2 protein-coding genes and 1 pseudogene are annotated in these 13,738 nt (G+C 63.3%); 2 read left to right on the top strand and 1 reads right to left on the bottom strand.

What is annotated here, in order from left to right:
* Positions 1–3 precede the first annotated feature (3 nt).
* Positions 4–111 (bottom strand): annotated as a pseudogene (locus G9Q84_RS26065) (type II toxin-antitoxin system HicB family antitoxin); the annotation flags it as partial.
* Positions 112–359: 248 nt separating this feature from the next.
* Between G9Q84_RS26065 and G9Q84_RS26060 the strand changes: the two are divergent.
* Positions 360–10,562: a non-ribosomal peptide synthetase gene (locus G9Q84_RS26060; protein WP_181644314.1), complete on the top strand. Its 10,203-nt coding sequence runs from the start codon at positions 360–362 to the stop codon at positions 10,560–10,562.
* Positions 10,559–13,738 (top strand): non-ribosomal peptide synthetase, encoded by a 3,180-nt coding sequence (locus tag G9Q84_RS26055; RefSeq protein ID WP_181644313.1) that lies wholly within the window; start codon positions 10,559–10,561, stop codon positions 13,736–13,738. The genes G9Q84_RS26060 and G9Q84_RS26055 overlap by 4 nt, the downstream gene beginning before the upstream one ends.

Genomic DNA, 13,738 nt, shown 5'->3' with positions numbered 1-13,738 from the left:
CAGGAATGCGTTCAGCGCCTTGATGAACAGGATCTTGCCGAACAGGCAGTTACCTTCAAGGCTGGCCTCTATGGAGCCGATGCAGGCTTTTCGTTTGAGTTGGTTGTTCACGTAATCAGTTCTCCTGAACGCAATGGTTCGATGATTCGGCGCCGAATGCAGTGCTTCAGTGCATTGCCGGGGCAGGGCCTGTGCAACGTGATCATTCTCGCTTTTGCACGGGTTTCCCGGGATTGACGTAACCCTTGATGACCCCTCGCTCCAACCCCTCCACCCGCCGCTAATTTTTCCCTCTCCGGTTCGTTTTATAGGGACGACGTGCCTTTGTGCTTCCTGCCTATTGCTCCGGACTCCAACAAATGAATGCTGAAGACTCCTTGAAACTTGCTCGCCGGTTTATCGGGTTGCCCCTGGAAAAACGCCAGCTGTTCCTGCAAGCACTGCAGAAAGAAGGGGTGGATTTCTCCCGGTTTCCGATTCCAGCCGGGGTGGAGGTGGAGGACCGTCAGGCACTGTCCTACGCACAGCAACGCATGTGGTTCCTGTGGCAATTGGACCCGGCCAGCGGCGCTTACAACCTGCCGGGGGCGGTGAGACTCAAGGGAGCGCTGAGCTTAAGCGCGATGGAGCAGGCATTCGCCAGCCTGGTGGCGCGTCACGAGACCCTGCGTACGGTGTTCCAGCGCCAGGCCGATGAGCGCCTGTTGCAAGTCGCCGTTCAACCCTCATTGGCCGTTGAGCAACTCGACCTGACTGACCTGGCCCCGGCGGAACGCGAGCAGGCAGTGAATGACGCAGCCACCCGCCAGTCGCTGCTGCCATTCGACCTGGAGCACGGCCCGCTGCTGCGTGTGCAATTGCTCAAGCTTGGCGCCCAGGAGCATGTCCTGCTGCTGACCCTGCACCACATCGTCTCCGACGGTTGGTCGATGAATGTGCTGATCGACGAGTTCATCCGCTTTTACGACGCCCATGAGCGCAACGAGGCACCGCAATTGCCGGCGCTGCCGATCCAATACAGCGACTACGCCCTGTGGCAACGCCGCTGGTTGGAAGCGGGGGAGCAGGCCCGTCAATTGGAGTACTGGCAGGCGCGCCTGGGCGATGAGCACCCGGTGCTGGAACTGCCGACGGACCGTCCGCGCCCGGCCATGCCCAGCTATCAGGGCACCCGCCATAACTTCGCGATTGAGCCGGCACTGGCGGCGCAACTGCGCGCCTGTGCGCAAAAGCACAACGTCACGCTGTTCATGCTGTTGCTCGGTGCATTTAATGTGCTGCTGCACCGCTACACCGGCCAGAGCGATATCCGCGTCGGCGTGCCGATTGCCAACCGTAACCGCAGTGAAGTCGAAGGGCTGATCGGGTTTTTCGTCAACACCCAGGTGTTGCGTACCGAGCTGACCGGGCAAACCCGTGTTGCTGAGTTGCTGCAAGGCATCAAAGAGCACGCCCTCGGCGCCCAGGCCCATCAGGAACTGCCGTTCGAGCGTCTGGTGGAAGCCCTGAAAGTCGAGCGCAGCCTCAGCCATACGCCGCTGTTCCAAGTGATGTACAACCACCAGCCGGTGGTGGCCGATATTGCATCGGTCAGTACCGCCTCCGGCCTGGAGCTGGCGTTGGTGGAGTGGCAAGGCCGTACCACCCAGTTCGACCTGACCCTCGACACGTATGAAAAATCCGGCACCCTGCACGCCGCGCTGACGTACGCCAACGACCTGTTTGACGCGCCGTCCATCGCGCGTATGGCCCGGCACTGGATCAGCCTGTTGCAGGCCATGGTTGCTGATGGCGAGCAGCGCGTCGGCGAGTTGCCGATGCTGGCTACCCAGGAGAAGCAGGTGCTGGTTGAGGCCTGGAATCAAACCGCAGAGGCATATCCGACTGAGCGTGGCATTCATCAACTGATCGAAGACCAGGTCCAGGCCACACCCCACGCTCCGGCACTGGTGTTTGGTGCCCAAACGCTGACCTACGCCCAGCTCGATGCCCGTGCCAACCAGTTGGCTCACGCCTTACGCGAACAGGGCGTTGGTCCCGATGCATTGGTGGGGATCTGCGTCGAGCGCTCCGTGGAAATGGTCGTTGGCCTGCTGGCCATTCTCAAGGCTGGCGGCGCTTACGTCCCGCTTGACCCTGAATACCCCCAGGAACGCCTGGCCTACATGATCGAAGACAGCGGCATCCAACTGCTGCTCAGCCAGCACAGCCTGGTACCGTCGCTGCCCACCGAAGGCATCCAGGTGATCACCCTGGACCAGGCGCCTGGCTGGCTTGACGAATACAGCAGCGCATCGCCCGCCGTAGGCATCCACGGGCTGAACCTGGCCTATGTGATCTACACCTCCGGTTCCACCGGCAAGCCCAAGGGTGCCGGTAACAGCCACCGCGCGCTGGTCAACCGTTTGTGCTGGATGCAGCAAGCCTACGGCCTGGACGCCAGCGATGCGGTACTGCAAAAAACTCCGTTCAGCTTTGACGTGTCGGTGTGGGAATTCTTCTGGCCGCTGATGACCGGCGCGCGCCTGGTAGTCGCGGCCCCTGGCGAACACCGCGAGCCGGCGCGTCTGATCGAGACCATCGGCCAGCACGGCATCACCACCTTGCACTTCGTACCGTCCATGCTCCAGGCGTTTATCCATGAGCCGGGCGTACAGGGCTGCACCAGCCTCAAGCGCATCGTGTGCAGCGGCGAAGCCTTGCCACTGGATGCGCAACTGCAAGTCTTCGCCAAGCTTCCCCAGGCAGGGTTGTTCAACCTCTATGGCCCGACCGAAGCGGCCATCGACGTGACCCACTGGACCTGCGTCGACGAAGGCCGTGACGCCGTGCCCATTGGCCGCCCCATCGCCAACCTTGGCACCTACGTGCTCGACGCGCAGCTCAACCCGGTGCCCGCCGGCGTGTCCGGCGAGCTGTACCTGGGCGGCACCGGCCTGGCCCGCAGTTACCACCGTCGCCCGGCGCTGACCGCCGAGCGTTTCGTGCCCAGCCCTTTCGGTGACGGTGCGCGTCTGTACCGTACGGGTGACCGCGTGCGCCAGCGTGAGGATGGCGTGATCGACTACCTTGGTCGGCTCGACCATCAGGTCAAGCTGCGCGGCCTGCGCATCGAGTTGGGAGAAATCGAGACGCGCCTGATGCAACACCCAGGCGTGCGTGAGGCGGTGGTGCTGGTGCAGGGCGGCAAGCAATTGGTGGCCTACCTGGTGCTGGAAGGTGAAGCGCCGACCGACCTCAAGGCCTGGCTGCTCAGCAGCCTGCCGGAATACATGGTGCCCACCCACATGGTGCACCTGGCCAAGCTGCCGGTGACCGCCAACGGCAAGCTCGACCGCAAAGCGCTGCCGCTGCCGGATGCCGCGCCGCAACAAGCCTACATCGCCCCGCAAAACCCACTGCAACAAGCCCTGGCAGCGATTTGGAGCGACGTACTCGGCGTCGAGCAGGTCGGCCTGGAAGACAACTTTTTCGAGTTGGGTGGAGATTCGATCATCTCCATCCAAGTGGTCAGCCGTGCGCGCCAGGCGGGGATTCGCCTCAGCCCGCGCGACCTGTTCCAGTACCAGAGCGTGCGCAGCCTGGCCCTCGTCGCCACCTTTGAGCAGGCCAGCGTTATCGACCAAGGCCCGGTCAGCGGCGAGGTGCTGCTGACGCCGGTACAGCACAGCTTTTTCGCCCAGGCCATCCCGGCACGTCACCACTGGAACCAATCCTTGTTGTTGACCCCGCGCGAGGCCCTGGACCCGGTGCGCCTGGAAGCGGCGCTGACGCAGTTGATTAACCACCACGACGCCCTGCGCCTGCGTTTTGTGCAGCGTCCCGACGGCTGGCAGCAAACCCACGCTGCGCCCGTCGACGAGCCTGCGCTGTGGCACTCCCATGCCACCGACGATACGCAACTGGCCGCGCTATGCGACGAAGCCCAGCGCAGCCTCGACCTGACGCAAGGCCCGCTGCTGCGCGCCGCCCTCGTCTCCATGGCCGATGGCACCCAGCGCTTGCTGTTGGTGGTGCATCACCTGGTGGTGGATGGGGTTTCATGGCGCATCCTGCTGGAAGACCTGCAACAGGCTTACCGCCAGGCATCCTTGCCGGCCAAGACCAGTGCCTACCAAACCTGGGCGAACCAACTGCACACCCACGCGCAAACCCTCAGCGAACAACTGCCTTACTGGCAGGCGCAGTCCGTCGACGCCGAGCTGCCGTGCGACAACCCCCACGGCGGGCTGCAAAACCGCTTGGGCTGCAAGCTTGAATCCCGCCTCAACGTCGAGCAAACCCGCCAGTTGCTGCAAGACGCGCCAGCGGCTTATCGCACTCAGGTCAACGACCTGTTGCTGACGGCGTTGGCGCGGGTAGTCAGCCGGTGGAGCGGGCAGGCTGCGGCGCTGATCCAACTGGAAGGCCACGGTCGCGAAGATCTGTTCGACGCCGTCGACCTCACCCGCACTGTTGGCTGGTTTACCAGCCTGTTCCCTGTACGTCTGCAGGCGGACGGCGAGCTGTCGACCGCGATCAAGTCGGTCAAGGAGCAACTGCGTGCCGTGCCCGACAAGGGGCTGGGCTACGGCCTGCTGCGCTACCTGGCGGCGCCTCAGGTGCGTGAAGCCCTTGCGGGCCTGGTCGCGCCGCGCATCACGTTCAACTACCTCGGCCAGTTCGATCGCCAGTTCGATGAGTCCGCATTGTTCGTGCCCGCCACCCAAGGCAGCGGCCAGGCCCAAGACCCCGAAGCGCCATTGGCCAACTGGCTGACGGTGGAAGGGCAGGTGTATGGCGGCGAACTGGCGCTGCAATGGGGGTTCAGCCGCGAGATGTTCCAGGCGTCGACCATCCAGCGCCTGGCGGATGATTACACCGCCGAACTCAACGCCTTGATCCAGCACTGCTGCGATACACCCGCCGGGCAGGTGACGCCGTCGGACTTTGCGCTGGCAACCCTGACCCAACAGCAATTGGATGATTTGCCCGTGGACGGCCCGGCCATCGCCGATATCTACCCGCTGTCGCCCATGCAGCAAGGCATGCTGTTCCACACCCTGTACGAGCCTGAAGCCCAGGCCTATATCAACCAGCTGCGCCTGGACATTGAAGGCCTCGACCTGCTGAGCTTTGGTCGTGCCTGGCAGGCGGCGCTGGATCGGCATGACATTTTGCGCAGCAGCTTCCACTGGCTCGGCCTGGACAGCGCCCATCAAGTGATCCAGCGCCAGGTCGATTTGCAGCTGCACGTGATCGAAGACCCGCATGCTGACCTCGACGCCTTGGCCGACGCCGAGCGTCAGCGCGGTTTTGAGTTGAACGCGGCGCCCCTGTTTCGCCTGATGTTGGTGCGCGGTGCCGGTACGGGCTGGCACATGATTTTCACCAGCCATCACATCCTCATGGATGGCTGGAGCAATGCCCAGTTGCTCGGCGAAGTCATTGCCGACTACGCAGGCCACGTTTTGCCCGCACCGTTGGGGCAGTTCCGCGATTACTTGGGTTGGCTGCAGCAGCAAGCCTCGGGCGAAAAGTTCTGGCGCGAAGCCCTGGCACCGTTGCAAGCCCCAACCCTGCTGGCTGAAGCACTGCGCGTGCCGGTCGAAGGGGCGGGCATGGCCGACCATCACACCACCCTGGACAGCCAATTCACCCGCGCGCTCGGCGATTGCGCGCGCCAGCACAAAGTCACCCTCAACACCCTGCTGCAAGGCGCCTGGAGCCTCTTGCTGCAACGCTACACCGGCCAGGATTGCGTGGCCTTCGGTGCTACTGTTGCCGGGCGTTCGGCGCCGTTGCCGGGTATCGAGCAGCAACTGGGCCTGTTTATCAACACGTTGCCAATCATCAGCGCGGCCTCGCCGGCCCAGTCCGCCGCCACGTGGCTCGCGGAGCTGCAAGCGCTGAACCTCAGCCTGCGCGACCATGAACACGTACCGCTTTACGACATCCAGGGCTGGGCCGGTCAACAAGGTGCCGCACTGTTCGACACCTTGCTGGTGTTTGAAAACTTCCCGGTAGCCGAAGCGCTCAAGCAAGGCGCGCCAGCGGGCCTGACCTTCGGCAAGATGCACAACCATGAGCGCACCCACTACCCGTTGACCCTGGGCATCGAGCTGGGGACCGGCTTGCGCCTGGAGTTCAGCTACGACCGGGCGCGGTTCACCGAGCAACACGTCGCGCAATTGAGCGCCAACCTGCAGCACCTGCTGGCGCAATGGGTGGCGGATATCCACGCGCCACTCGGTACCCTGCAACTGCTGGACAACAGCACGCAAGCCTCGCTGCTCGCCATCAGCCAATCCCCTGGTACTGCGCCGCGGCCAATGCGTGTGCATGAGCGCATCGCCACCCAAGCCCAAGCCACCCCTGATGCGTTGGCGGTTCAGGCAGGCAGTGAACGCCTGAGTTACGCCCAGCTCAATCAGCGGGCTAACCGTCTGGCTCACCGCCTGCTGGAGCAGGGTGTCGGCCCGGGCCAACGGGTAGGCCTGGTTTCCCGGCGTGGCCCGCAGTTGATCGTCAGCCTGCTGGCCGTCCTCAAAAGTGGCGCGGCCTACGTACCGCTGGACCCCAACTACCCAGCCGAGCGCCTGAGCTACATGTTGGCAGACAGCCGTCTGAACCTGTTGCTCAGCGAGACCGGCTTGCTGGCTGATCTGCCGCTGCCCCATGGGCTCAAACGTGTGGAGTTCAGCGCACAGGGTGAAGAGCTGGCGGGCTACCCGTTGACCAATCCACCGAACCGCGCCACTGCCGCCGACCTCGCTTATGTGATCTACACCTCAGGCTCCACCGGCCAACCCAAGGGTGTGGCCATCGACCATGCTGCACTCGACCAGTTCTGCGACACAGCGGCCGATTACAGTGCGCTGACGCCTGCCGACCGCGTGCTGCAATTTGCGACGTTCAGCTTCGACGGGTTTGTCGAGCAATGCTACCCGCCGCTGTGCATCGGCGCGGCGCTGATCATGCGCGGCGATGAGCTGTGGGACGCCGGGTTGCTGGCGCAGCAAATCGTCGAGCAGGGCGTGACCCTGGCCGACTTACCCGCGGCCTATTGGTACTTGCTGGCCAAGGAGTGCGCCGTCGATGGCCGCGCCCTGGGCAACTTGCGCCAAGTGCATGTCGGCGGCGAAGCCATGGCCGTGGAGGGCGTACGTGCCTGGCACGAGGCTGGGTTGGGCAACGTTCGTCTGGTGAACACCTATGGCCCGACCGAAGCCACCGTGGTCTCCAGCGTGCATGACTGCCAGCTTGCAGATGCCAATGACGCCTTTGGCATGCCCATCGGGCGGGCGATCGACGGGCGCGCGCTGTACGTGCTGGACAGCGGGTTTGAATTGCTGCCGACCTGCGGCGTCGGCGAGCTGTGCATCGGTGCGGCGGCGGGCTTGGCCCAGGGCTACTTCGATCGCCCGGCGCTGACCGCCGAGCGCTTCTTGCCGGACCCGTTCTCCGGCGTGCCGGGGTCGCGGCTCTACCGCAGCGGCGACTTGGCTCGCTACAACGACAACGCGGCCCTGGAGTACGTGGGCCGCATTGACCATCAAGTGAAAATCCGTGGGTTCCGGATCGAGATGGGTGAAATCGAAGCCTGTCTGCAAGCCATGCCTCAGGTGCGCGAGGCGGTGGTGATTGCGCTGGACGGGCCGACCGGCGCGCAGTTGGTCGCCTATGTCGTGCCCCAGTCGGATGCCCTGGAGGCGCACGCCTTGACGGCGGCGTTGCGTCAGTCGTTGCCGGACTACATGGTGCCGAGTTTCCTGATGCTGATCGACGTGTTGCCCCTGAGCCCCAACGGCAAACTGGACCGTAAAGCCTTGCCAAAGCCGGATGTCAGCCAACGGCAAAAACACTATGTGGCACCCCGAACGGCCCTGGACATTCAGGTCGCCGAGGTTTGGCAAAACGTGCTGGGGCTGGAACAGGTCGGGCTGGACGATCACTTCTTTGAGTTGGGTGGGCATTCGCTATTGGCCACCCAAGTGGTCGCACGCTTGAAGGCGCTGTTGGCCTGCGACCTGACCCTGCGTGACCTGTTTGGCGCGCCGCGACTGGCAGACTTTATCGCGGCGATCTCCACCCGCACCGGGCAGGACAAGTCGCTGACGCGCAGCCCGTTAGTGGCCCACGGCGAAAAAACCTGCGCGACACTGTCCCTGGTGCAACGCCGGCTATGGGTAGTGGAGCAGCTGTCGCAGGCCAGGGGCGCCTATGGCATGCCGCTGGCCGTGCGCTTGCGCGGCGAGTTGTCGGTGCCGCTGCTGGTCAGCAGCCTGGCACAGGTGGTTGCCCGCCACGAAACCCTGCGCACGGCCTACATCACCGACGAGGAGGGTGACCCGCAGGCCGTCATCGCCGCGCACGTGGAGGTCGACTTGCCGTTACTGGACCTGTCGTCCCTGGATCCCGCTGAACAGCAGCGCCGGGTCGCGGTCGCCGTTGAGGCGAACACCCGCCAATCCATCAGCCTGCTGCACGCGCCTTTGTTACGTGGACAGGTGCTCAAGCTGGGCCCCACCGAACATGTGTTGCTGTATTCGATGCACCACATCATCTCCGATGGCTGGTCCATGGCGGTGCTGGTCAATGAACTGGTGGGCTTCTATGGCCGGGCGAAGGCGGGGGTCGTTGAGCCGCTGCCGTCGCTGCCGATCCAGTATTCCGATTACGCCCTCTGGCAACAGCAACTGCAACGCACCGGCGTGCTGGCCGCGCAGGCGCGTTACTGGGAACAGGCACTGGCCGGTCACAGCGGCGTGTTGCAACTGCCCACCGACCAACCGCGCCCCCAGGCGCCGACCCATGAAGGTCGCGACCTCGGTTTCACGCTGCCCGTGGCCTTGCATGAAGGGCTTAAGGCGGTGTCGGCGCGTGCCGGTGTCACGCTGTACAGCACGATGCTGGCCGCGTTCCAGATTTTGCTGCATCGCCTCAGCGGCAGCGATGACGTGCTGGTCGGTGCCGACGTTGCCGGGCGCCAGCAGCCTGAGCTGGAAGGTCTGATCGGTTTCTTCGTGAACATTCTGCCGCTGCGCTCGACCTTCGTGGCGCAGCAACCGTTCAGCGCTTTCCTGGCCACCACCCAAGGCACCGCGCTGGACGCTTTCGATCATCAGGACCTGCCCTTCGACATGATTGTGGAGGCCTCGCCGCGCCCGCGCCAACGGGGTTTCAACCCACTGGTGCAGGTGTTGTTCGTGATGAACAACCTGCCGGTGCAGGGTGGCCAGATGGACGGGATCGAGGTTGAGGTACTGCCCACTCGTGGCGGTTACTCCAAGTTCGATATGGCCCTGTTCATCGATGAGGATGCAGGCGGCCTGCACGGTACCTGGCAGTACGCCAGCGACCTGTTTGAACAACAACGCATCGAGTCATTCGTCAACGCCTGGACGGGAATTCTTGAACAGATTGTGTGTGATCCGAACATTCAATTAGGGGATATCACCATGCCTACCAACACCTTGGAACAAACCACGACGCCTGTACCGCCAGCCATCAAGGCCGACAAGCTGGGCAAGTTCCTGAAAAAATCCCAGAGCCGCACCGACAGGCCTGCCGGCGCGTTGATGCGTGAATCGCTGCTGGTACCCGGGCAGGATTTTCCATTGCTGATGGAACCCACTGATCCAGGCCTGGACCTGGTGGCCTGGATCAAGGACAACCGCGCCCTGGTGGAAGAAAAACTGGCTCGCCATGCGGGGATTCTGTTCCGTGGATTTGCCCTGCGCGATATTCATGACTTCGAAGCGTTTGCTGAAGCTGTACAGCCGGGCCTCTATGGCCAATATGGCGACTTGCCGAAAAAAGAGGGCGGTAAGAACACCTACCGGTCCACGCCGTACCCCGAAAAGAAAATGATCCTGTTCCATAACGAAAGCTCCCATCAGGACCGCTGGCCGCGCAAGCAGCTGTTCTTCTGCGAACAGCCATCCCCAATCGGCGGCGCCACACCGGTGGTGGACTGCCGGCAGATGTACCTCAAGTTGCCGGCGGCGATCCGCGAGCGCTTCGAGGACAAGGGGTTGCTGTACGTGCGCACCTTTGCCGACAAGCTCGACGTTTCCTGGCAGCACTTCTTCAAGACCGACGTGCGTGCCGACGTCGAGGCGCGTTGCCGGGCAGCGGGCATCGCGTGGACCTGGCTGGACAACGATGAACTGCAAATCCGCACCCCGTGCCCGGCGATCATCCGGCACCCGGTGACGGGGGAAAAAACCTTCTTCAACCAGGTTCAGTTGCACCACATCTTCTGCCTGGACCCGGATGTGCGCGAAGACTTGCTGGTGCTGTTCGGCGAGCAGCGTATGCCTCGGCACGTGTACTACGGCGATGGCTCGCCGATTGAAGACGAAGTCATGGCCTTGGTGGGCGAGCTGTACGAAGCCTGCGCGGTGCGGTTCGACTGGCACAAGGGCGATGTCATCCTGCTGGACAACATGCTGGCTGCCCACGCACGTGATCCCTTCGAAGGACCGCGCAAGATCGTTGTGGCAATGGGCGAAATGATTGAACGCAGCGCGCTGCACCTAGCGCATAGCGAGACCGAAAAGGAAGAGGCCGGAGCATGAGTACTGCACAACAGGGAACCGTGGACGCGGGACTGGCGTTGCTGGTCGAGCAGCAACAGCATCTGGACGCACGGCAACAAGGGGCGAGCTGGGGGGATCTGACCCACTGCCTGAAACTGGATATTCGTGGCGAGCTGGACCCGGTGCGCCTGCAACACGCGTTGGATAGCCTTGCGGTGCGCCACGAAGCATTGAGTGCGCAGTTTGCGTCCGTCAGTGGTTATCACGGATTGCGCCAGCGGGTCGCGCCGGCTCAAGCGGTGAGCTTGACCCAGTGGCTCGACGTGGCGTCGCCCCAACAGGTGATTGCACGCCAACAGCAGTGGTTGCAGCAGCAACAGCCGCTGATCGGTGCGTTGTTGCAGCGCCTGGAAACGGACCACTGGCAACTGTTGATCGGCGTGGCGCGTTACGCCGCCGACGCCGGGACCTTGGCCCTGATCCAGCAGGAGTTGTTGGCCGCTTATGGGCAGCAAGGGTTTGAAGAGGACGAGCCGGGGCAGTTTTCCCAGTACCTGGAATGGCGCAGCGAGGTGATCTTCGACGAAGACGCAGACACCGCCAAGGCTTACTGGCAGCAGTATCTGCAAGGGTACGAGGGGCTGCTCAGCGGGCCAGACTTGCCCTATCGCCTGACGTGCGCAGAAGTCCTGCCGGCAGAACGCTTGAGTGTGCCACTGGATCAATCGCTATTGGCTCGCCTGCGCACGGCGGGGCTGCCGCTGGACGTGCTGATGCACGCCGCCTGGTGGGTACTGCTGGCACGCATCAGTGGTCGGGAGTCATTCCTGGCGGGATGGCGGCATGATGCGCGCCTGGATTATGAATTTTTCAGCCACAGCCTGGGCCTGTTCGAGAAAACCCTGCCGTTGGCGATTCGCATTGATCCGGCCAGCACCTTCCGTGAGCTGGTGACCACCTTGGCCGCACAGTTGGATCAGCACCGCACCTGGCAGGAATACTGGACACCGTTGTCATTCCCACAACAGGCCGCGCCTGCGGTCGGTTTTGGCAATCGGTTGGTTTCGGAACCGCGTGAAGTGGCCGGGATGGTTTGGGTGGGCAGCGACCTGCCGGCCCGTCTGCCTGAATTCGAGTTGGCCCTTCAGTTGGAAATCGCAGCGTCTGGCGAACCTCAAGGTTTATCACTGGACTTCAATCCCGCACGCTATACGGCGCCCGCCGTCGAGACGCTGTTGGGCCAGCTCCGCGAGTTGCTCCACAGCATCGCCGACAAACCGGATGAAACCCTTGCACGCCTGAACCTGTTGGGTGCCGACGAAAAGAGCCGGTTGCTGGCACTGAACCCGCCGGCGCAAATCATGCAAACGCCGCAGTTGTTGCCGCAACGTATCGCTGCGTGGGCTGATCAGACGCCGGATGCCGTGGCGTTGGTCGCTGCGGGCCAGGCCCTTAGCTACGCTGAACTGGATGCCCGTACTGCGCGCTTGAGTGCCGAATTACTGCGCCAGGGTGTGGGCGCTGGGTCGATCGTGGGCCTGGCGCTGCCGCGTTCGGCGGAACTGGTCGTCGCCATTCTTGCCACCTGGCGTGCGGGCGCAGCCTATCTGCCGCTGGACCCGCAATGGCCAGTGGCGCGCCAGGCTGAAATCGCACGGCACGCCGCCGCGAGCTTGATCCTGGTGACTCACGCGCCAGGCCAGGACGACCCGCTGACCGCGTTCAAACTGCTCAATCCGGGCGCATCAACCCAGGATGCCACGGTGGCCCCGGCGGTGTCCGTGCAGGCCCGTGACGTCGCCTATGTGCTGTTCACCTCCGGCTCCACCGGCCAGCCCAAAGGCGTGGTGATCGAGCATGGCGCGTTACTCAACTACACCGCGAGCAGCAGCCAGCAACTGGGCCTGTCCGCCTGCCGCCACGTTGCCTTTAGTTCCACGGTAGCGGCGGACCTGGGCAACACCGCCTTGTTCGGCGCGCTCTACAACGGCGCGACCTTGCATATAGCTGACGATGCGACCCTGCAAGATCCCCAGCGCTTCGCCGGGTTCCTGCGGGAAAACAGCATCGATTGCCTGAAAATCGTGCCTTCGCACCTGGCCGCCTTGCTTGAGGCTGATACCGCCGTATTGCCTGACACGCTGGTGCTGGGCGGTGAAGCCATCGGCGTGAGCCTGGTGCAGCGCATTCGTCAGCTGCGGCCCGACTGTCGCGTGTTCAACCATTACGGCCCCACCGAAGCGACAGTGGGCGTGATGGTGCATCCGTTACTGCCTGCGGAAGACGTGTCCCATGGCGTGCCGCTGACCCACGTGCTTCCCGGAAACCAAGTCTTCGTACTGGGCGCCGACGCGCAATTGCTGGCAACGGGTGAACTCGGTGAGTTGTTCATCGGTGGCCATCAGTTGTGCCGAGGCTACTTGCAGGGCGAGGCGGATGCAGACGCGTTTATCCATAGCCCGCTGGTGGACGGCGAGCGCCTTTACCGCACGGGAGACCTGGCCCGTTATCGGGTGGAGGGGGGCGTGCAGCTGTATGGCCGTCGCGATCATCAGGTCAAGGTGCGTGGTTTCCGCATTGAGCTGGCCGAGATAGAGGCGCAGTTGCTGCGTTTGCCCGAGGTCAGTGAGGCCGTGGTGGTGCTGGTGCAAGAGGAGCCGCAAGCGTTTGTGGTAATGCGTGCGGCGACGGCAGAGGACGTAGGGCCTCAATTGAAAAACCAACTGGCCCAGCATCTCCCGGCGGCCATGGTGCCGCGCCAGATTGTGAGCCTTGAACGCATGCCGCGCCTGCCAAACGGCAAGGTTGACCGCAAGGCGCTGCAACACGCTCAACCTGTGGCTTCCCAGGCGGTGTACGTCGCGCCACGGGATGCGCTTGAAACCCTGTTGTCCACGCGCATGGCCCAATTGGTCGGGTTGGAACGGCTGAGCATCGAGGAGGACTTTTTCGCCGCAGGCGGGCATTCCTTGTTGGTGATCAAGCTGGTGGCAGGCATCCGCAAACTGCTGCAATGCGAGATTCATCCCGGCGTGGTGTTTGATCACCCAAGCGTGGCGGCATTGGCGCGGGAGCTGCGCGAGCGTGAAACTGTCGCTGGGCAGTTGGAGAGAGTCGCCCAGGCACGTTTGCGCATGGATGCAATGACACCTGAAGAGAAAGCGGCGCTTATGGAAAAGGCCAGGCAGTTGCAGGCGAGCAAGGAGCAGGGGTAG

It is taken from the genome of Pseudomonas sivasensis (assembly GCF_013778505.1).
Lineage (GTDB): Bacteria > Pseudomonadota > Gammaproteobacteria > Pseudomonadales > Pseudomonadaceae > Aquipseudomonas > Aquipseudomonas sivasensis.
This window is presented reverse-complemented; position numbering and strand designations above follow the sequence as displayed.

Excerpts from the sequence above, each read along its gene's own strand:
- G9Q84_RS26055 (WP_181644313.1), top strand. The coding sequence starts at position 10,559 with ATGAGTACTGCACAACAGGGAACCGTGGACGCGGGACTGGCGTTGCTG.
- G9Q84_RS26060 (WP_181644314.1), top strand. The coding sequence starts at position 360 with ATGAATGCTGAAGACTCCTTGAAACTTGCTCGCCGGTTTATCGGGTTG.